The 20,771-nt window shown below is 70.8% G+C and carries 18 protein-coding genes; 14 read left to right on the top strand and 4 right to left on the bottom strand.

Features of this window, described 5'->3' with window-relative positions:
- Positions 1-28 precede the first annotated feature (28 nt).
- From ACILRH_RS06800 to ACILRH_RS06810, 3 genes are all read left to right on the top strand, one after another.
- Positions 29-3,100 (top strand): hypothetical protein, encoded by a 3,072-nt coding sequence (locus tag ACILRH_RS06800; protein ID WP_395691800.1) that lies wholly within the window; start codon positions 29-31, stop codon positions 3,098-3,100.
- 2 nt (positions 3,101-3,102) lie between these two features.
- Positions 3,103-4,986 (top strand): hypothetical protein, encoded by a 1,884-nt coding sequence (locus tag ACILRH_RS06805; RefSeq protein ID WP_395691801.1) that lies wholly within the window; start codon positions 3,103-3,105, stop codon positions 4,984-4,986.
- Between the two features lie 268 nt (positions 4,987-5,254).
- Positions 5,255-5,410, top strand: coding sequence for a hypothetical protein (locus tag ACILRH_RS06810; protein ID WP_395691803.1), 156 nt, complete (start codon positions 5,255-5,257; stop codon positions 5,408-5,410).
- A 33-nt stretch (positions 5,411-5,443) separates the two neighbouring features.
- Here ACILRH_RS06810 and ACILRH_RS06815 read toward each other — a convergent pair whose 3' ends face one another.
- Together ACILRH_RS06815 and ACILRH_RS06820 are read right to left on the bottom strand one after the other, a co-directional pair.
- Positions 5,444-6,112 (bottom strand): MBL fold metallo-hydrolase, encoded by a 669-nt coding sequence (locus ACILRH_RS06815; RefSeq protein WP_395692089.1) that lies wholly within the window; start codon positions 6,110-6,112, stop codon positions 5,444-5,446.
- Entirely contained in the window at positions 6,112-6,789 is a 678-nt protein-coding gene (locus ACILRH_RS06820) for a maleylpyruvate isomerase family mycothiol-dependent enzyme (protein ID WP_395691805.1), read from the bottom strand. Before ACILRH_RS06820 ends, ACILRH_RS06815 begins: the two co-directional genes overlap by 1 nt.
- A gap of 147 nt (positions 6,790-6,936) precedes the next feature.
- Here ACILRH_RS06820 and uvrA point away from each other — a divergent pair, with 147 nt between their 5' ends.
- On the top strand, positions 6,937-9,957 hold the full coding sequence (uvrA, locus tag ACILRH_RS06825; protein ID WP_395691807.1) for an excinuclease ABC subunit UvrA: 3,021 nt from the start codon (positions 6,937-6,939) through the stop codon (positions 9,955-9,957).
- Positions 9,958-10,057: 100 nt separating this feature from the next.
- Positions 10,058-10,468: a Rieske (2Fe-2S) protein gene (locus ACILRH_RS06830; RefSeq protein WP_395691808.1), complete on the top strand. Its 411-nt coding sequence runs from the start codon at positions 10,058-10,060 to the stop codon at positions 10,466-10,468.
- Here the strand turns inward: ACILRH_RS06830 and ACILRH_RS06835 are convergent.
- Positions 10,450-11,751, bottom strand: a complete 1,302-nt coding sequence (locus ACILRH_RS06835; RefSeq protein ID WP_395691810.1) for a pyridine nucleotide-disulfide oxidoreductase — start codon at positions 11,749-11,751, stop codon at positions 10,450-10,452. The two genes, ACILRH_RS06830 and ACILRH_RS06835, sit on opposite strands and share 19 nt — an antisense overlap.
- A 72-nt stretch (positions 11,752-11,823) precedes the next feature.
- Between ACILRH_RS06835 and uvrC the strand changes: the two genes are divergently transcribed.
- From uvrC to ACILRH_RS06880, 9 genes are all read left to right on the top strand, one after another.
- On the top strand, positions 11,824-13,791 hold the full coding sequence (uvrC, locus tag ACILRH_RS06840) for an excinuclease ABC subunit UvrC (protein WP_395691811.1): 1,968 nt from the start codon (positions 11,824-11,826) through the stop codon (positions 13,789-13,791).
- Positions 13,791-14,669: an RNase adapter RapZ gene (rapZ, locus tag ACILRH_RS06845; protein ID WP_395691813.1), complete on the top strand. Its 879-nt coding sequence runs from the start codon at positions 13,791-13,793 to the stop codon at positions 14,667-14,669. Before uvrC ends, rapZ begins: the two co-directional genes overlap by 1 nt.
- The gene (gene yvcK / locus ACILRH_RS06850; RefSeq protein WP_395691814.1) at positions 14,666-15,661 is read left to right on the top strand and encodes a uridine diphosphate-N-acetylglucosamine-binding protein YvcK; all 996 of its coding nucleotides are present in this window, start codon (positions 14,666-14,668) and stop codon (positions 15,659-15,661) included. Before rapZ ends, yvcK begins: the two co-directional genes overlap by 4 nt.
- A gap of 60 nt (positions 15,662-15,721) precedes the next feature.
- Positions 15,722-16,708: a DNA-binding protein WhiA gene (gene whiA, locus ACILRH_RS06855; RefSeq protein ID WP_395691816.1), complete on the top strand. Its 987-nt coding sequence runs from the start codon at positions 15,722-15,724 to the stop codon at positions 16,706-16,708.
- 187 nt (positions 16,709-16,895) lie between these two features.
- The gene (gene gap, locus ACILRH_RS06860; RefSeq protein ID WP_395691818.1) at positions 16,896-17,891 is read left to right on the top strand and encodes a type I glyceraldehyde-3-phosphate dehydrogenase; all 996 of its coding nucleotides are present in this window, start codon (positions 16,896-16,898) and stop codon (positions 17,889-17,891) included.
- Positions 17,892-17,893: 2 nt separating this feature from the next.
- Entirely contained in the window at positions 17,894-19,093 is a 1,200-nt protein-coding gene (locus ACILRH_RS06865; protein ID WP_395691819.1) for a phosphoglycerate kinase, read from the top strand.
- On the top strand, positions 19,093-19,899 hold the full coding sequence (gene tpiA, locus ACILRH_RS06870) for a triose-phosphate isomerase (RefSeq protein WP_395691821.1): 807 nt from the start codon (positions 19,093-19,095) through the stop codon (positions 19,897-19,899). Before ACILRH_RS06865 ends, tpiA begins: the two co-directional genes overlap by 1 nt.
- Positions 19,900-19,929: 30 nt before the next feature.
- Positions 19,930-20,163: a preprotein translocase subunit SecG gene (gene secG, locus ACILRH_RS06875; RefSeq protein ID WP_395691823.1), complete on the top strand. Its 234-nt coding sequence runs from the start codon at positions 19,930-19,932 to the stop codon at positions 20,161-20,163.
- Between the two features lie 20 nt (positions 20,164-20,183).
- Positions 20,184-20,543: an RNA polymerase-binding protein RbpA gene (locus tag ACILRH_RS06880; RefSeq protein ID WP_395691824.1), complete on the top strand. Its 360-nt coding sequence runs from the start codon at positions 20,184-20,186 to the stop codon at positions 20,541-20,543.
- Between the two features lie 24 nt (positions 20,544-20,567).
- On the opposite strand, the gene ACILRH_RS06885 is transcribed toward ACILRH_RS06880, so the two are convergent.
- A complete protein-coding gene (locus tag ACILRH_RS06885) occupies positions 20,568-20,729 on the bottom strand; it encodes a hypothetical protein (RefSeq protein ID WP_395691826.1) in 162 nt (53 codons plus the stop codon).
- Positions 20,730-20,771 lie beyond the last annotated feature (42 nt).

The raw sequence follows: 20,771 nt of genomic DNA on the forward strand, positions 1-20,771 counted from the left end.
GGACGCGAAGAAGAAGGGATGGTGACCGGTGGCAGGCCCGATCCGGATCTCCATCCTGGCGGACGCGTCCAATGCCAACCGGGCCATCACCTCGGTCTCGGCCAACGCCGCCGGCATGGGCGTGCGGGTCCGCAAGGCCGGCCGGGTCGCCGGAGTCGCGCTCGCCGCAGGCCTCGGCGTCGCGACCGTCGCAGCGGTCCGGTTCGGCAAGGCGTCGATCTCGGCGGCCTCCGACGCCCAGCAGTCCCTCGGTGCGTCTCAGGCCATCTTCGGCCGCTGGTCACGCAAGGTCATCCGCACCTCCCGTGATGCGGCCACCAAGTTCGGTCTGTCGGCCAACACCTACCGAGAGAACTCCAACCTCCTCGGCGCCCTGTTCAAGAACCAGGGCGTCGCCATGGACCAACTGGCGCCGAAGACCCGCCGCATGGTCAAGCTCGGCGCCGACCTGTCCGCGATGTACGGCGGCACCGCCACCCAGGCCGTCGAGGCCCTCACCTCGGCGTACAAGGGCGAGTTCGACCCCTTGGAGCAGTACGGCATATCGCTGAAGCAGTCGACGATCAACGTCGAGGCGCAGCGCGTCGCGCACGTGAAGTCGACCACAGAGTTCAACAAGCTCACGATCGCCCAGCAGCGCCAGGCCCAGCAGCAGGCCACCACCAACCTGCTGATGAAGCAGTCCAAGGACGCACAGGGCCAGTTCGCCAAGCAGACCGGCACCCTCGCAGAGCAGCAGCAGATCCTCGGCGCCGGGTGGGAGAACATCAAGGTCAAGATCGGCCGCGCCCTGCTGCCGGCCATGACCCAGCTGGTCGCCGTCGGCAACAAGCAGGTGCTGCCGTTCATCTCGACCCTGGCCGACAAGTACGCGCCGAAGCTCTCCCGGGCCCTCGCCGGGCTGCCGGCGGCCCTGAGCAACCTGACCTCGAGCAAGGGCGGCGGCACCGGCTCCCAGTACGCCGAGATCGCCAAGAACCTCGCCAAGGTCGGCCCGGCCGTCAAGCAGGCCTCGCAGTCGCTGCCGTCGTTCACCGACCTCCTCAGCGTCACCTCGGTCGTCATCGGGTTCGCCGCCGACCACATCGACCTGCTGACCAAGGCGCTGCCGTTCCTGGCCGCCGGGTTCGTCGCCGTCAAGGCCGCCCAGGTCGCCGCCAACGCGGCCGCGGTCCTCTCGGTGCCGACCAAGATCGCCGAGGTCGTCGTCAACCGCCAGCTGGTCGCGTCCAACAAGGCGCTGATCGCCACCCGGGCCGAGCTGACCGGTGCGACCATCAGCACCACGGCCGCCGAGAACGTCGGGGTCGCCACCCGCGCCCGGTCCGTTGTCGGCCTGGTCGCCCAGCGCGTAGCCACCGTGGCCATGGGCGCAGCGACCAAGGCGGCTGCGGTCGGCCAGTGGGCTCTCAACGTGGCCATGACCGCCAACCCCATCGGCCTGGTAGTCGTCGCGATCGCCGCCCTGGTCGCCGCGTTCGTCATCGCCTACAAGAAGTCCGACACCTTCCGCGCCATCGTCGACAAGACCTTCAGCGTCATCAAGAAGGTCGTCTCCGCCGCCGTCTCGTTCGTGGTCGACTTCATCAAGAGTCACTGGAAGCTGATCATCGTCCTGATCGGCGGACCCCTCGCAGCCGTCGCCCTCCTGGCCGCCAAGCACTGGAACAAGGTCAAGGCGGTCACCTCGGCCGTCTGGTCGGCCGTCAAGGCGGTCGTCTCCACCTACATCGGCGCGGTCAAGGCAGTCGTCTCCACCGGCATCCGAGCCGTGGCCGCCTACTTCAACACCATCGCCGCCATCGTCGGGAAGGTCCGCGGATGGTTCGGGCAGATCGAGTCCGCGGTCCGATCGAAGCTCGAGGCGGCGGTCTCGGTCGTGCGGTCCATCCCGGGCAAGATCAAGTCCGCACTGGGCTCGCTGGGCTCCCTGCTCTACAGCGCTGGGGCCGAGCTGATCCAGGGGTTCATCAACGGCATCACCTCGAAGTTCTCGGCTGTCCAGGGCAAGCTCGGAGAACTCACCGGCAAGCTGACCTCCTGGAAGGGCCCGCCGAAGAAGGACAAGATCCTCCTGCGTCCGGCCGGCCGCTCGATCATCACCGGCCTGATCGCCGGGTTCACCGACGGCGAGGACGGCGTCAAGAAGTCCCTGGGCAAGATCACCGCCCTGATCAAGAAGCGGATCAACCTCAAGGACGCCAAGAAGGAGGCGGCCCGCGAGAAGGCGGTGCTCGCCCACCTGCGCGGCCAGTACGCCGCGCTGGTCAAGAACGGCAAGGCCCAGGACCGGGTCAACGACGCCCTGGACAAGGCCAAGGACAAGCTCAAGGAGATCAAGAAGGCCGCCGCCGACTACGCCGCATCGGTGGCATCGACGGTCACCGGCACCGGGTCGCTGTCCACCCTGGGGCAGGGGGCCGGGTTCGGGTCGGTCGACCAGCTCATCCAGCAGCGCGGCGGCGCCGTCGCCACAGCGAAGAAGTGGGCGGCCGCCATCAAGCGGCTGGCGAAGATGGGGCTCAACGCCACCGACCTGCGCGACCTGATCTCCCAGGGACCGGCGTCGCTGCCGCAGGTCCAGGCGATCCTGGCGGCTGGCAAGGGCTCGATCAAGGTCCTGAACTCCCAGCAGGCCGAGCTGGCCAAGATCGGGAAGGACCTCGGCAAGTACGCCGGGCAGCACTTCTACGGCGCCGGCATCGCAGCCGCTGATGGTCTCGTGCGTGGGCTGGAGGCTCAGGCCAGGCGGCTCGACCGGGCCGCGGTGCGGCTGGCCAACGCGCTCGTCGCAGCGGTCAAGAAGGCGCTAGGGATCAAGTCGCCGTCGCGGGTGTTCGCCCGCATCGGCCTCGACACCGTCAGGGGACTGGACCTCGGTCTCGATGACATCTACGTGCGCCGCTCCGGCGCCGTCCTCGCCGCGTCGCTGCAGAAGGGATTCGGACGCCCCGGCCTCGACGCGTTCGTGGCCTCCGGCGCCGGCAGCAGCGGCCGAACCATGACGCTGCGCCTCACCGCCGAGCAGGTCGACCAACTGCGCCGGGGCCGGGAGATCCAGGCCGACCTCGACGCCTGGCACGGAACCGGAGCCCGCTGAACATGCCCACCCAGAGCTTCTCCACCGTCGACGTGCTCCGCCTGGAGGTCGAGACCGACCCCACCGGGCTCTACAACCTGGTCGCCAACCCCATGGGCGAGCTCGGCGGCTGGGGCTGGATCACCCCGGTCGCCGGCACGACGATGACCAAGTCCAAGGTCACCTCCGGCTGGCGACTGCGGTACAACCACACGATCGGTGCGAACTACTTCTACACCGAGCCGATGCCGGTCACGGCCGGCGAGTACGTCGCGGCCTACGCCGAGGGCGGCTCGGGCGGCACCGGCTACGTCCGACTCCGGTTCGAGTGGCTGAACTCGGCTGGCGCAGTGATCACCGCGTCGACCCAATCCGGCTACTACTTCGTCAACGGCACCGTCATGAGCGTCGGCGCCGTGCAGGCACCGACCGGAACCGTCTACGCCCGACTCCGGTTCGACCAGTACCTAAACACCTCCGGCGCCAACATGGTCAGCGGCGGATACATCACCTTCACCAAGGTCACCGTCGCCAAGTCCGCGACGCTCGGGGCACTGACCGGGCTGGGCTACCTCGACCCCATCCCGTACCAGAACATCCTCGGCCCGACCCACGACCTGTCGATCAACCGCGACGAGCTGAACGTGGGACTGCTCACCGCCAGCGTCCTCGACGCCTCCCTCGACCCGGCCGTAGCCACCCTGCTCCGCCCCGGCCGCAAGGCGCGAGTGATGACCCTCGACGGGACCACCTGGACTCCGATCTTCTGGGGCGCCATCCGCAACGCCGCGGTCACCTACGACTACGCCCGCACCGACGCAAAGCGCGCCCGAATCACCCTGACCGCCGTCGACAACGTCTCCAGGCTCGCCTCCATCCCCGCCACAGACGGCGTCGCCCAGATCAGCGAACTGCCCTGGATCTTGGAGGGCGCCGGGGTGCCCTGGTCGTGCAACGGCTCAGGTAGCCAGGTCGCCAGCGCCACCGTCGTCGCGCACAACGAGAACGCCTCCGTGCTCGACCAGATCGCCATCACCCGCGACACCATCAGCGGGTACGCCTGGGTCGACCGGTTCGGCGTGATGCAGGCCTGGGACGCCTCCCAGATCCCCACCACAGTCGCGGCCACCCTCGACGAGGACGACTACTCCTCGCTGGTCGTCGACTACGACACCGACCGGTGCATCAACACCGTCACCATCAAGTACCTGCGGATCAACCTCGCGACCGGCGAGACCGTCGAAATCCCCTACGGTCCCTACACCGACGCCACCTCCGTGGCCACCTGGGGACCGCACGCCGCCGAGTTCACCGTCCAGGGCGGCACCGAGTCCAGCGCAGCCATGGCCGCATACGGCGCCGCGGTCCTCGCAGCCAACGCCACCCCGGTGATCCGCGTGCAGTCGACCACGCTCCCGATCGCCGGAGTGGGAGACCTCCCCAAGGCGCTGCTAGACCTCTACGACCTGGTCACGGTCAACAACACCAACGGCGGCCTCTCGGACTCCCTGCGGGTCACTAGCATCCAGCACACCATCACCTCCGAGAAGTGGCTCACCACCCTCGGATTCGCTGTCGACGGCGGTGTGGCGCCACCGGTCAACACCCCGAGCCCAGGCAACGGCGCCGTGGCCCCAGGCATCCAGCACGGCTCGACCACGATGTCCGGCAGCAGCATCGCCGCAGGTGCATCGGTGACCGCCACCGTCTCGTTCACCGTCCCCTACAGCGCCACCCCGGCCGCGGTCTACGCCCAGGTCGCAGGCTTCGTCTCCGGCGCCGGCCTCATCGCCATTCGCCAGGTCGACCAGATCACCGCCACCGACTTCCGGATCGTCCTGGTCAACCTCGGCTCCGGCGCCGCCACGTTCACCAACTTGCCTATCCGATGGACGGCGTTCTCGTGAGGCGAATCACGTGTAGGCACAATTCGAATATCCGAATTGATCGCGTGTAGAGACAATTCCATTGTTTATGTTCTGCCTTGACTAACTAATTCGAATGGTGCTCCGATAACTACATGGAACTCAATTTGAAGCGAATTCGAAAACTGGCCGCCAAGATGGAGAACGACCCGACGATCCCGGATATGACGTTGACCCAAGCCCGTGCGGTCCTCACCCTCATGGGTACGCCAACGCGCGACGCTGAGGACGCGAGCTGGGGTGAGCCGTCATGGCACTGAACCTTGACCGCATCGTCCGCCTCGCCCAGGAATTCGATGACGACCCCGAGATCCCGCCGATGACGCCCAAGCAAGCCCGTATCCTCCTGCGGGTGCTGAAGCAGGCCCCCGGCAGGCAGATCCACGACGACGGCCTCCCGATCTAGCAAGACGTTGGGGACGTCGACTGCTCCCTCTACTCACCAACCGCGCGAGCGCCACTCCGCAAGGGACGGGCGCTCGACGCCGAGGGTGGAGTCGTTGCCGTGACCGGGGTAGAACCAGGTGTCATCGGGTAGCCGCCCGAACACCTTGGACTCTAGGTCGTCCATGAGGCTGGTGAAGTCCTCCGGGCGTGTTGTCCTTCCAGGACCCCCGGGGAAGAGCGAGTCGCCGGTGAACAGGTGCGGCGACCCGGCCGGGTCCTCGTAGAGCAGGGCGACCGAGCCCGGGGTGTGGCCGGCCAGGGCGATGACCGACAGCGTGCACGAGCCGACCGCCACCGTGTCCCCCTGGGCCAGCTCCCGGTCGACCGGCACGCCCGTCTGCTCGGTGATCGCCGCCGCGTCCGGTGCCCCGGCGAGGACCTGGGCGCCGGTGGCGGCCACGACGTCGGCGAGCGCCCGGTGGTGGTCCCAGTGCTGGTGGGTGGTCACCACGGTGGTCAGGCCGGCGTCGCCGACCAGCGACAGCAGGGTGGGGGCGTCCGAGGCGGCGTCGACCAGCACCTGGTCGCCCGTCTCCCGGCACCGCAGCAGGTAGCAGTTGTTCGACATCTGCTCGTCGACGGCCAGCTTGGTGATGGTGAGGTGCTCGAGCTCCCGGACGTCGGGGGCGCCGCCCGGGGTCACGTCTCCGGTGTAGGTCATCATGCTCCGATCCGCGGCAGGGCGCCGCTGTCGCTCGTCAGGTCACTGCCGTCACCGCGCCCGCTGAGCCACCAGCCCAGGTCCGCGGCGGTGCCGGAGACGGTGGGGCCGCCCTCGCCGGTGGACCAGGTGCGGTCCAGGTCCACCGCGCGGAGGGTCAGCGCGGGCTCGGGCCGGTCGAGCATCGAGGCGACCAGGCGGAGCGCGAACTCGGCCGGCCACTCGGTGCGGTCGTAGCCGCAGTGGAGGTCGGCGTGGTGGATCTCCACCTCGCGCAGCCGCATCCAGGTCACGTCGTCCGCGGTGAACGTCGCCCCGCCCGGCACCCGCTCGACGACCGTCCCGGCCCGGTCCTGCGGCACCGCGGCGACGGCGTCGTGCAGGTCGGTGGCGGCGCCGAGCAGCCGGCTCCGGATCGCCGAGGGGTGCTTGGCCGCCAGCGACGCGATGTCGGCGTCGCGCCGCTCCTGGCTGGCGTACATCGGGGTCGGACGTCCCTCGACGATGCCGCGCAGCGCCCCGGCCAGCCCCTCGGCGTTCAGGGCGAGGTGGGCGAGCACGTGGGCACGGGTCCAGCCCGTGCACTCGGTGGGCGCACCGTAGTCGGCGTCGGCGAGGCCGTCGGCGGTGCGGATCAGGCGGCGGGTCGCCGCGGCGAGGTCGGTCGGGTCCTCCATGGGCCCATCCTGCCGGACCGAGCTGCCGGGCGGGGTGGCTGTCGGTCCCCCGTGAGATCGTGGGGAACACCGGCGCGCCTCGCGGGGTTGTCGTGTGCTCAGGCCGGTTAGGATGACGAACAGGTGTTCGAAACGAGGGGACAAGCAGTGGTCGACCAGCTCATCGTCCGGGGTGCCCGGGAGCACAACCTCAAGGACGTCTCGATCGACCTGCCGCGCGACTCGCTCATCGTCTTCACCGGGCTGTCCGGGTCGGGAAAGTCCTCGCTGGCCTTCGACACCATCTTCGCCGAGGGGCAGCGGCGCTACGTCGAGTCGCTGTCGGCGTACGCCCGGCAGTTCCTCGGCCAGATGGACAAGCCGGACGTCGACTTCATCGAGGGTCTCTCGCCGGCGGTCTCGATCGACCAGAAGTCGACGTCGAAGAACCCACGCTCGACCGTCGGCACCATCACCGAGGTCTACGACTACCTGCGCCTGCTCTACGCGCGGGCGGGGCGGCCGCACTGCCCGGTGTGCGGTGCCCCGATCGAGCGGCAGACCCCGCAGCAGATCGTCGACCGGGTGCTCGCGATGGAGGAGGGCCGGCGCTTCCAGGTGCTCGCACCGGTGATCCGCGGGCGCAAGGGGGAGTACGTCGAGCTGTTCAAGCAGCTGCAGACCCAGGGATTCTCGCGCGTGCGCGTGAACGGCGAGACCCACCCGCTGGACGACCCACCGAAGCTCGACAAGCAGAAGAAGCACACCATCGAGGTGGTGGTCGACCGGCTCGCCGTCAAGGACTCCGCGAAGCGCCGCCTCACCGACTCGGTCGAGACGGCGCTGCAGCTGGCCTCCGGCCTGGTGGTCCTCGACTTCGTCGACCTCGACCCCCAGGACCCGCACCGCGAGGCCCGGTTCAGCGAGAAGATGTCGTGCCCCAACGACCACCCGCTGGACACCGACGAGCTCGAGCCGCGATCGTTCTCCTTCAACTCCCCGTTCGGCGCCTGCCCCAGCTGTCACGGCCTGGGCACCCGGATGGAGGTCGATCCCGAGCTGGTCGTCCCGGACGGGCGGGCGACGCTCGGCGAGGGCGCGATCCAGCCCTGGAGCCAGGCCCACGTCGCCGACTACTTCCTGCGGCTGCTCGGTGCGCTGGGCGAGGAGCTCGGCTTCGACCTGAACACCCCGTGGGACGACCTGCCGGCGAAGGCCCGTCGGTCGGTGCTCGACGGGCACCCGACCAAGGTGCACGTGGTCACCCGCAACCGCTACGGACGCCAGCGCGCCTACTACGCCGAGTTCGAGGGCGTGCGCGCCTACATCGAGCGCCGCCACCGCGAGGCCGAGTCCGACGTCAGCCGCGAGCGCTTCGAGGGCTTCATGCGGGAGGTGCCGTGCCCGGTGTGCGCCGGCAGCCGCCTCAAGCCGGTCTCGATGGCGGTCACCCTCGGCGCGCGCGAGCGGGGCGGCAAGAACATCGCGGAGGTCTGCGCCCTGCCCATCAACGAGGCGGCCGACTACCTGCGCAACCTCGACCTGTCCGCGCGGGAGCGGCAGATCGGCGAGCGGGTGCTCAAGGAGATCCAGGAGCGCCTCAACTTCCTGCTCGACGTCGGCCTCGACTACCTCTCGCTGGACCGACCCTCCGGGTCGCTGTCCGGGGGCGAGGCGCAGCGGATCCGGCTGGCCACGCAGATCGGCGCCGGGCTGGTCGGGGTGCTCTACGTGCTCGACGAGCCGTCCATCGGCCTGCACCAGCGTGACAACCACCGGCTGATCGAGACCCTGGTGCGGCTCAAGGACCTCGGCAACACCCTGATCGTGGTCGAGCACGACGAGGACACCATCCGGGTCGCCGACTGGGTCGTCGACATCGGCCCGGGCGCCGGCGAGCACGGCGGCCAGGTCGTCCACAGCGGCAGCGTCGCCGACCTGCTCGACCACCCCGACTCCATGACCGGGCAGTACCTCTCCGGCCGGCGGGAGATCCCGGTCCCGGAGGTGCGCCGGCCGCGCACGAAGGGCCGGGAGCTGACCGTCGTCGGCGCCCGCGAGCACAACCTGCGCAACGTCGACGTCTCGTTCCCGCTGGGGCTGTTCGTGGCGGTCACCGGCGTCAGCGGCTCGGGCAAGTCCACCCTGGTCAACGACATCCTCTACACGTCGCTGGCCAAGCAGATCTACAACGCCCGCGCGGTGCCCGGGCGGCACCAGCGGATCACCGGCCTCGACCACGTCGACAAGGTCATCCACGTCGACCAGTCGCCCATCGGGCGCACCCCGCGCTCCAACCCGGCGACCTACACCGGGGTCTTCGACCACATCCGCAAGCTGTTCGCCTCGACGCCCGAGGCCAAGATGCGGGGCTACCTGCAGGGTCGGTTCTCGTTCAACGTCAAGGGCGGGCGCTGCGAGGCGTGCGCGGGCGACGGCACGATCAAGATCGAGATGAACTTCCTCCCCGACGTCTACGTGCCGTGCGAGGTGTGCCACGGCGCGCGCTACAACCGCGAGACGCTCGAGGTGCACTACAAGGGCAAGACCATCGCCGAGGTCCTCGACATGCCGATCGAGGAGGCGGCGGAGTTCTTCGCCGCGGTGCCGGCGATCGCGCGGCACATGAAGACGCTGGTCGAGGTCGGCCTCGGCTACGTGCGGCTGGGGCAGCCGGCCACGACGCTGTCCGGCGGCGAGGCGCAGCGGGTCAAGCTCTCCTCCGAGCTGCAGAAGCGGTCGACCGGACGCACGGTCTACGTGCTCGACGAGCCGACCACCGGCCTGCACTTCGAGGACATCCGCAAGCTGCTGCTCGTGCTCGGCCGCCTGGTGGACGCCGGAAACACGGTTCTGGTCATCGAGCACAACCTGGACGTGATCAAGACCGCGGACTGGCTGGTGGACATGGGCCCCGAGGGCGGGTCGCGCGGCGGCATGGTCGTGGCCGAGGGCACACCGGAGGCGGTGGCGGCGAACCCGGCCAGCTACACCGGCCAGTTCCTCCGACCGCTGCTCGACGGCCGCGAGGCGGTCCAGCCGGCGGCGCCGCGGCGGGCCACGAAGCAGGCACCCGCGACGAAGGCAGCGGCGACGAAGGCAGCGGCGACGAAGGCAGCGGCGAAGAAGGCAGCGGCGAAGAAGGCAGCGGCCAAGAAGTCGACCGCGCGGACCCGCAAGGCCAGCTGAGGCGAGATTCACAGGGACCTCACAGGGGTCTGAACCACGGGCCCGCCCCGTCCGTGCCTACTGTGAAGATTCAACGAGTCGCTCGCCCGAGAGGACCAGGATGTCGCTCACCCGCCGCAACACCTTGACCGGAGCCGCCGCGATCGGGGTCGGTGTGCCGATCCTCGCCGCCTGCGGGGCCAGCGACTCCGGGTCGACCGGGTCGGCGCCGACCGCGGCGGCCGGCGAGAAGCTCGGACCGGCGTCCGACGTGCCGGTCGGAGGCGGCACGATCTACGCCGACCAGAAGGTGGTCGTCACCCAGCCCAGCCAAGGCGACTTCAAGGGCTTCTCGGCCGTGTGCACCCACCAGGGCTGCCTGGTCTCGAACGTCGAGGGCGGCACCATCAACTGCACCTGCCACGGCAGCAAGTTCTCCATCGACGACGGCTCGGTCGTCAACGGGCCGGCGACGTCCGGGCTCCCGGCGGTCGGTGTCGCCGACCAGGGCGGTCAGATCACGACGGCGTGACGGTCGCCCCCGCGGCACGCGTCACGCCATCGCTCGTCGCGGGGTGAGCGGCGCCGGTCGAGACGGGCGTCGAGCAGCACCCGCGCCTCGTCGGTCCGGTCCGCGCGGAGGAGCGAGGCGATCCGGGCCTCCTCGACGACCTCGCGCTGCGCGTCCGAGCCGCCGAGCCGGGGCACCGACGGGGCGAGGCGTGCGAGCGCGTCGGCAGCGGCCGAACAGCTCCCGGAGGCCAGCTGCGCCAGGGCTGCCGCGAGCGGGCTGACGACGTCGCGCTGCGTCGGGTGCTCGTGGCGGGCGGCCCAGTCCTGCAGGCGACGCAGGCCGGCGCGGTCGTCGGTGGCGAGCAGCACCACGGCGGTGTGGAGCGCCAGGAACGGGGTGCTCGGGCGTTCCAGGACGTCCCGGCCGGCCGCGTCGGCGACCGCAGTGATGTCGGGGACCCCGGTGGCGCCGGGGGTCAGCGCCCAGCGGAACAGCAGCGACCCGCTGTCGACCACCGCGCGGCACCCGAGCCCGCGCTCGGGGCGCAGCTGGGCGTCGTACCGGCGGCGGACGGCGTCCTGGTCGCCGAGAGAGAGCTCGTGCAGCGCCGCGTGCCAGGAGAAGTGGCTCAGGCTGTCGGTCGCCGCGCCGTCGCCGGTGACCCAGGCATCCATCCAGGCGAGGCCGGCCTCGTGGTCGCCGGTCTCGTAGTGCGCGTGCGCGCGGGCGTGTGCGGAGTGCCCGGCACCCGGCTCGACCGCGAGCGAGACGACGGCCAGGTCCATCGCCTCGTCGAAGCGCCGCTGCTCCTGGCGGACGAACGCGAGCAGCCCGAGGAACCACCAGTCGTCGCCGTAGGCCGGGATCGCCGCCTCGACCAGCGCCCACGCCTCCTCGGGGACCTCGGTGACACCGGCGAACGCGATGGTCGGCACGGCCGTCGACAGCAGGACCGCGTCGCGGGGGTAGGCCCGCAGGTGCCGCACCAGTGGCCGGGAGTCACCGCGCAGGTGGGCGGCGACCGCGTGCACGTGACTGCGCTCCCGCACCGTCGCCTGGGACGCGTGACGCAGCGCGTCGGTCATCCGCGCCGCGATGTCGACGGGCGCGCACAGCTCGTGGCCGAGCAGCGCGACCGTGGCGTGGCCGAGCGCGAAGGTGGGGTCCAGGACCACGGAGCTGGCAACGGCCCCCACCGCACCCGACCGGAGCCGCAGCAGGTCGAGGACGCCTCGGCCGTACGCCCTGCCCGCCTCGTCGGTGCACGTCAGTGCGTAGCCGTAGGTATCCAGACATGCCATGTAAGTAGACTAAGACACTCGACATCGGGATCGGGGGAACCCGGTGTCGGACCCCCACCGTAGGGTTGCCACGTGTCACGAGCCCTGTCCTACCGGCCGGCGCCCGGGTCGATCCCGACCCAGCCCGGGGTCTACCGGTTCCGGGACCCGAGGGGCCGGGTCGTCTACGTGGGCAAGGCCAAGAACCTGCGCGCGCGGCTGTCGTCGTACTTCCAGGACGTCGGCCACCTGCACCCCCGCACCGCGACGATGGTGACGACCGCGGCCAGCGTCGAGTGGACGGTCGTGAAGACCGAGGTCGAGGCCCTCCAGCTCGAGTACTCCTGGATCAAGGAGTTCGACCCGCGCTTCAACGTCAAGTACCGCGACGACAAGTCCTACCCCTGGCTTGCGGTGACCGTCGGTGAGGAGTTCCCCCGAGTCATGGTGGGCCGAGGCGCCAAGCGCAAGGGCACCCGCTACTTCGGCCCCTACAGCCACGCCTGGGCGATCCGGGAGACCGTCGACCTGCTGCTGCGGGTCTTCCCGATGCGCTCGTGCAGCAATGGCGTGTTCAAGCGCTCGGGCCAGATCGGGCGGCCGTGCCTGCTCGGCTACATCGACAAGTGCGCCGCCCCGTGCGTCGGCAACGTCACCGCCGAAGAGCACCGGGCGATCGTCGACGACTTCTGTGACTTCATGGCGGGCCAGACGAGCGCGTTCGTCCGGCGGATCGAGCGGGAGATGTACGCGGCGGCGGAGGCGCTGGACTTCGAGAAGGCAGCGCGGCTGCGCGACGACCTCGGTGCGCTGAACAAGGCCCTGGAGAAGCAGGCCGTCGTGCTCGGCGACGGCACGGACGCCGACGTCATCGCCCTCGCGGAGGACCCGCTCGAGGTCGCGGTCCAGATCTTCTACGTGCGCGGCGGCCGGATCCGCGGGCAGCGCGGCTGGGTGGCCGACCGCGTCGACGAGGGCGGCACCGCCGAGCTGGTCGACGACTTCCTCCTGCAGCTGTACGCCGGCGGCGACCCGGACTCGATCCCCCGCGAGATCCTGGTGCCGGCGCTGCCGCCCGACCACACGACGTACGAGCAGCTCCTCGGCGACCTGCGCGGCTCGCGGGTCGCGATCCGCGTCCCCCAGCGCGGCGACAAGAGGGCGCTGCAGGAGACGGTCGCGCAGAACGCCGCCCAGGCGCTCGCACTGCACAAGACCAAGCGGGCCAGCGACCTGACGACGCGCAACCGGGCCCTGGAGGAGATCCAGCAGTCGCTGGGGCTCGACGAGGCGCCGCTGCGCATCGAGTGCTACGACGTCTCCAACCTGCAGGGCACCGAGGTGGTGGCCTCGATGGTGGTCTTCGAGGACGGGCTGGCGCGCAAGAGCGAGTACCGCCGGTTCGTCATCCGGGGCGTCGACGGGCAGAACGACGTCGCGTCCATGCACGAGGTGATCACCCGTCGGTTCCGCCGCCTGCTCGACGAGCAGGCCAGCTCGACGGAGCGGATCACCGAGGACGGCCCGATGCTGGTGGACCCCGAGACCGGCCGACCGAGGAAGTTCGCCTACGCACCCGGCCTGGTCGTCGTCGACGGCGGTCCGCCGCAGGTGGCGGCGGCGCAGCGCGCCCTGGAGGAGCTCGGGGTGGTCGACATCCCGGTCTGCGGCCTGGCCAAGCGTCTGGAGGAGGTCTGGCTACCCGACCAGGAGGACCCGGTCATCCTGCCGCGCACCAGCGAGGGGCTCTACCTGCTGCAGCGGATCCGGGACGAGGCCCACCGCTTCGCGATCACCCACCACCGCTCCCGGCGCTCGAAGTCGATGGTCGAGAGCGTGCTCGACGACGTGCCGGGCCTGGGGGAGGTGCGGCGCAAGACGCTGCTGAAGCACTTCGGGTCGCTGAAGAAGCTCCGGGCGGCCACGGTCGCGGAGATCGCGGACGTGCCGGGCATCGGTCCGCGGACCGCGGAGGCGATCAAGGGTGCGGTCGCCCAGGCGAGCGGCCAGAATCGTCCGGTCAGCGTGAACACCGCGACCGGCGAGATCGAGGAGGGCTAGTGGCTGAGCACGGCACGGACCACCACGGCGAGCTGGTGGTGGTGACCGGCATGACCGGAGCCGGCCGCAGCACCGCGGCCAAGGAGCTCGAGGATCTGGGCTACTACGTCGTGGACAACATGCCGCCGAGCCTCCTGCGCGAGGTCGTCCGGCTCGTCGACGAGAGCCGTGGGGTGGAGCAGCCGATCGCGGTGGTCGTCGACGTCCGCTCCGGCTCGTTCTTCGAGTCCGTCCAGGCCAACCTCGCCCAGGGGGCCACCGGGCGGCACGCCACCTTGGTGTTCCTCGAGGCGACCGACGACGTCCTCGTGCGCCGGCAGGAGGCCGCCCGCCGGCCGCATCCCCTGCAGGGCGGTGGCCGCCTGCTGGACGGCCTGCAGCGCGAGCGCGAGGTGCTCGGCGACCTGCGCAGCGACGCCGACCTGGTGATCGACACCACCTCGCTCAACGTGCACCAGCTCACCGACCGGATCGCCGAGGCGTTCGGCACCGCCGACAACATCCGGCTGAAGGTGACCGTGACCAGCTTCGGCTTCAAGTACGGCATCCCGGTGGACGCCGACTTCGTGGCGGACATGCGGTTCCTGCCCAACCCCCACTGGGTGCCCGAGCTGCGCGCCAGCACCGGACGTGACCGCGAGGTGGCCGACTACGTCCTGGGCCAGCCCGGCGCCGCGGAGTTCCTCGACGGCTACGTGCCGGTGCTGGAGAGCGTGGCGGCTGGCTACCTGCGCGAGGGCAAGCGCTTCATGACGGTGGCCATCGGCTGCACCGGCGGCAAGCACCGCAGCGTCGCGATGAGCGAGGAGATCGCCAGCCGGCTCGTCGCGGCCGGCTTCGAGGCGCGCGTGAGCCACCGGGACCTGGGGCGCGAATGACCGCGTCCTCCGGCGCCCAGCGGGCGCAGTCCGTCGTCGCGTTCGGCGGTGGTCACGGCCTGGCCGCCACCCTGCGCGCGCTCCGTCTGCTCGTCGACGACCTCGTGGTCGACGACCTGACGGCTGTCGTGACCGTCGCCGACAACGGCGGGTCGTCCGGGCGGCTGCGGTCGGAGTTCGGGGTGCTGCCCCCCGGCGACCTCCGGATGGCACTGGCGGCGCTGTGCGCCTCCGACCGGTGGGGCGACACCTGGGCGCAGGTGTTGCAGCACCGGTTCGCCGGCCAGGGCGAGATGCGCGGGCACGTGATCGGCAACCTCCTCATCGTCGGGCTCTGGGAGCAGCTCGGCGACCCGGTCGCCGCCCTGGACTGGGTCGGCAAGCTCCTGGGGACCTCCGGCCGGGTGCTGCCGATGGCGCTCACCCCGTTGGACATCACCGCCGACGTCCGCGGCCTCCACGCGGACGACCCCGACCGGCTGACGCCCGTGCGCGGTCAGGTCGAGGTCGCGACGACCGACGGCGTGATCTCCTCGATCGCCCTCGACCCGCCGGACCCCGCCCCCTGCCCGGAGGCGATCGCCGCCGTGGGCGCCGCGGACTGGCTGGTCCTGGGGCCGGGGTCCTGGTTCACCTCGGTGCTCCCGCACCTGATGGTCCCGGCGCTGCACGAGGCGATGGTGGGCTCGCAGGCCCGGGTCCTGGTGACGCTCAACCTGACCGAGCAGGAGGGGGAGACCCACGGGTTCGCGGCGGCCGACCACCTCGCGGTGCTCGTCGAGCACGCACCGGACCTGCGCGTCGACACCGTCCTGGTCGACCGGTGCCACGTCCGCGACGGCCTGGCCGACCTCGAGCACCTGGTGCAGGCGGCCGGTGCGCGGCTCGTGGTCGACGACATCGCCGCCGGCGAGGGATCGGCCCGCCACGACCCGGCGAAGCTGGCGGCGGCGTACGCCCGGATCATGGCGGACCGACCGCACCCCCGGTGAGCGCCCGCTTTTCCGACAGCGCCCGTACGGCGTGTTGACGATCGTGCGAGGATCGGGCCCATGGCGATGACGGCTCAGGTGAAGGCGGAGCTCGCGAGCACGCAGATCACGAAGACGTGCTGCCGCAAGGCCGAGGTCGCCTCGATGCTCCGCTTCGCCGGCGGCCTCCACATCGTCAGCGGCCGGATCGTCGTGGAGGCGGAGTTCGACACCGGCGCCGCCGCCCGGCGCCTGCGCACCAACATCATGGAGGTCTACGGCCACCAGTCCGAGGTGGTGATGGTGCAGGGCAACGGGATCCGCAAGGGCAGCCGCTACATCGTCCGGGTGGTCAAGGACGGCGAGGCCCTCGCCCGCCAGACCGGGCTGCTGGACCAGCGCGGCCGTCCCGTGCGCGGGCTGCCGCCGGCCGTGGTCTCGGGCGGCGGGTGTGACGCGGTCGCGGCCTGGCGGGGAGCGTTCCTCGCCCACGGGTCCCTGACCGAGCCCGGCCGGTCGTCGGCCCTCGAGGTCACCTGCCCCGGCCCGGAGGCCGCGCTGGCCCTCGTGGGCGTGGCCCGCCGGCTCGGGATCCACGCGAAGGCCCGCGAGGTCCGCGGCGTCGACCGGGTGGTGATCCGCGACGGCGACGCCATCGGCCAGCTGCTGACCCGGCTCGGTGCGCACGAGTCGCTCATGGCGTGGGAGGAGCGCCGGATGCGCCGCGAGGTGCGGGCGACCGCCAACCGGCTCGCGAACTTCGACGACGCCAACCTGCGCCGCTCCGCGCGCGCCGCGGTCGCTGCCGGCGCCCGCGTCGGCCGCGCGATGGAGATCCTCGGCGACGACGTCCCCGACCACCTCCGGATGGCAGGCGAGCTGCGCCTCGAGCACAAGCAGGCGTCGCTGGAGGAGCTGGGCCAGCTACACGACCCGGTGCTGACGAAGGACGCCATCGCCGGTCGGATCCGCCGCCTCCTGGCGATGGCCGACAAGCGCGCCGAGGAGCTCGGCATCCCCGACACCGAGGCGTCGCTCACCCCCGAGATGCTGGCCGAGGACGCCTGACTTCGGTTCTTGGGAGGCCGAAGGGCCCGGGGTGGGGGACCTTCGGTCGTTACCCGTACGTAGGGCGGGACGCGAGGCTGGGGTCGGTGGACCGGACGATAGGGTCGAGATCGACGCGGGTCCGCCGTGAGCAACCCTCACACGCACCACGGAACCCCACCAGCTACCGCTACAGAGGAGCCCTGCAGTGACCGTTCGAGTAGGCATCAACGGGTTCGGCCGGATCGGCCGCAACTACTTCCGCGCCGCCGTTGCCGCCGGCGCCGACGTCGAGATCGTCGCCGTCAACGACCTGACCGACAACACGACGCTCGCGACGCTGCTGAAGTACGACTCCATCCTCGGCCGCCTCGACGGCGACGTGTCGCACACCGACACCGACATCACCGCCGCGGGCCACACCTTCAAGGTCTTCGAGGAGCGCGACCCGGCCGCGCTGCCGTGGGGCGACCTCGGCGTCGACGTCGTGATCGAGTCGACCGGCTTCTTCACCGACGCCACCAAGGCCAAGGCCCACGTCGACGGCGGTGCCAAGAAGGTCATCATCTCCGCCCCGGCGAAGAACGAGGACGTCACGATCGTCATGGGCGTCAACGAGGGTGACTACGACCCGGCGTCCCACACGATCATCTCGAACGCCTCCTGCACCACCAACTGCCTGGCGCCGATGGCGAAGGCGCTCCACGACGAGTTCGGCATCGTCAAGGGCCTGATGACCACCATCCACGCCTACACCGGTGACCAGAACCTGCTCGACGGTCCGCACCGCGACCTGCGCCGCGCCCGGGCCGCGGCGCTCAACATCGTCCCCACCTCGACCGGCGCCGCGAAGGCGATCGGCCTGGTCATGCCCGACCTCAAGGGCAAGCTCGACGGCTACGCGCTGCGCGTGCCCGTGCCGACCGGCTCGGCCACCGACCTCACCTTCGAGGCCGGGCGCGAGACCACCGTCGAGGAGGTCAACGCCGCGGTGCGCGCGGCGGCGGACGGCCGGATCCTGCGCTACAACGAGGACCCGATCGTGTCGACCGACATCATGACCGACCCCGCGTCCTGCATCTTCGACGCGCCGCTGACCAAGGTCATCGGCAACCAGGTCAAGGTCGTCGGCTGGTACGACAACGAGTGGGGCTACTCCAACCGGCTCGTCGACCTGGTCGACTACGTCGGTCAGACGCTCTGACGATGGCGGAGTACTCCACCCTCGGCGACGTGCAGGGCAAGCGGGTCCTGGTCCGCTCCGACCTCAACGTCCCGCTGGACGGTCACACGATCACCGACGACGGCCGGGTCCGGGCCAGCGTCCCGACGATCAGGGCGCTCGCCGACGCGGGCGCCCGGGTCGTCGTGGTCGCCCACCTCGGACGCCCGAAGGGCGAGCCGGACGAGCGCTACACGCTGCGTCCGGTGGCCGCCCGGCTGGGCGAGCTGCTCGGCAAGGACGTCGCGTTCGCGAACGACACGGTCGGCGAGAGCGCGCAGGAGACCGTTGCCGGCCTGTCGGACGGGCAGGTCGCCGTCCTGGAGAACGTCCGGTTCAACCCCGGTGAGACGAGCAAGGACGAGGCGGAGCGGGGCGTCTTCGCGGACCAGCTGGCGGCGCTGGCGGACGCCTTCGTGTCCGACGGCTTCGGGGTGGTGCACCGCAAGCAGGCCTCCGTCTACGACGTCGCCCAGCGGCTGCCGCACGCGATGGGACAGCTGGTGGCCACGGAGGTGGAGGTGCTGCGGCGCCTGACCGAGGACCCGGAGCGGCCCTACGCGGTCGTCCTGGGCGGCTCCAAGGTGTCCGACAAGCTCGGTGTCATCGACAACCTGCTCGGCAAGGCCGACCGGCTGCTGATCGGTGGCGGCATGGTCTTCACGTTCCTCAAGGCCCAGGGCCACGAGGTCGGGAAGAGCCTGTTGGAGGAGGACCAGGTCGAGACCTGCCGCGGCTACCTCGAGCGCGCCGCCGACACCGGCGTGCAGATCCTCCTGCCGACCGACGTCGTGGTCGACACCGCGTTCCCCTCGGGCGACCGGGAGCCGCAGCCGCAGGTCGTCGCCGCGGACGCCATCCCGTCGGACGCGCTCGGGCTGGACATCGGACCGGAGTCGGGTCGGGCCTTCGCGGCCGCCCTGGCCGACGCCCGCACCGTGTTCTGGAACGGCCCGATGGGTGTCTTCGAGACTCCGGCGTTCGCCGACGGCACCCGGGCGGTCGCGCAGGCGCTGACCGGCATCGACGGCCTCTCCGTGGTCGGCGGCGGTGACTCGGCGGCCGCCGTACGCACGCTCGGCTTCGACGAGGCCGCGTTCGGCCACATCTCGACCGGCGGCGGCGCCAGCCTGGAGTACCTCGAGGGCAAGACGCTGCCGGGCATCCAGGTCCTGGAGGACTGATGACACAGAGCCGATCCGCGAGCCGCACCCCGCTGATGGCGGGGAACTGGAAGATGAACCTCAACCACCAGGAGGCGGTGGTCCTGGTCCAGAAGCTGGCCTGGACCCTCGCCGACAAGAAGCACGACTTCGGCCGGGTCGAGGTGGTCGTCGTGCCGCCCTTCACGGACCTGCGCTCCGTGCAGACCCTGGTCGACGGGGACCGGCTGCTCGTCGAGTACGGCGCGCAGGACGTGTCGCAGCACGAGTCCGGTGCCTACACCGGCGAGATCTCGGCGGGCATGCTGGCCAAGCTGGGTTGCTCCTACGTCGTCGTCGGCCACAGCGAGCGCCGGGAGTACCACGGCGAGAGCGACGAGCTGGTCAGCGCCAAGGCGCACCGGGCGCTCGACGCCGGCATGACCCCGATCGTGTGCGTCGGCGAGGGACTCGAGGTGCGCCAGGCCGGTGAGCACGTCCCGCACGTGCTGGCCCAGGTCGACGGCTCGCTCGCGGGGTTCAGCGCCGAGCAGGTCGCCGGCCTCGTGGTCGCCTACGAGCCGGTCTGGGCCATCGGCACCGGTGAGGTCGCGACCCCCGAGGACGCGCAGGAGGTCTGCGCGGCGATCCGGTCGCGGGTCCGCGAGGTGCACGGCGACGCGGCGGCCGACGGCGTCCGGGTGCTGTACGGCGGCTCGGTCAAGGCCGCGAACGTCGGCGGCATCATGGCGCAGACCGACGTGGACGGCTGCCTGGTGGGCGGCGCGAGCCTCCAGGTGGACGAGTTCGGCGGCATCTGCCGCTACTACGACATGCCGATCATCTGATCGTCGGACGACTGACGTAGGATCGCGGCCGTGGAACTGCTCTTCACCATCGTCCTCCTCATCACCAGCGGCCTGCTGATCCTGCTCGTGCTCCTGCACAAGGGTCGCGGTGGCGGGCTCTCGGACATGTTCGGTGGTGGCGTCTCCAGCTCTCTCGGCGGCTCGTCCGTGGCGGAGCGCAACCTCGACCGGCTCACGGTCGGGATCGGCGTCATCTGGTTTGCCTGCGTGGTGGCCCTCGGGCTGCTGCTGGCGTACTCATAGAACGAAAGGGAGCCAACTCCGTGGCTGGTGGAGGAAACGCTATTCGCGGAAGTCGAGTCGGGGCCGGCCCGATGGGTGAGGCCGAGCGGGGCGAGGCAGCCCCGCGCCAGGCCGTCACGTACTTCTGTGCGCACGAGCACCGCTCCGTGGTGACGTTCTCGATCGAGGCGCAGGTCCCGGAGACCTGGGACTGCCCCAAGTGTGGTCTCCCGGCCAGCCTCGACTCCGAGAACCCGCCGCCGGCACCGAAGATCGAGCCGTACAAGACCCACCTGGCCTACGTGAAGGAGCGGCGCTCGGACAAGGAGGCCGCCGACATCCTCGACGAGGCCCTCGAGCTGCTCCGCTCCCGCCGCAAGTCCGGCGACATCGTCTTCTAGCCCGCTACCCGGGCCGACTCGGCGCTACTGCCGCGTCTCGGGCCCGGTCACCACGCGCGCGAGTGCCTCGCGGGCCGCGGCCCGGGACAGGGGTCGCAGGTGGAGGTGCTCGCCGGGTCCAAGGATCATCTCGGCACCCAGCGACCACCCGGCGAGCCGATCGACGACCACGTAGTCGTCGGGCACGACGAGTCACCAGCAGGCTGCCCGCCGCGCCAGCGAGCTCGA

Source organism: Nocardioides sp., assembly GCF_044226765.1.
Classification (GTDB): domain Bacteria; phylum Actinomycetota; class Actinomycetes; order Propionibacteriales; family Nocardioidaceae; genus Nocardioides.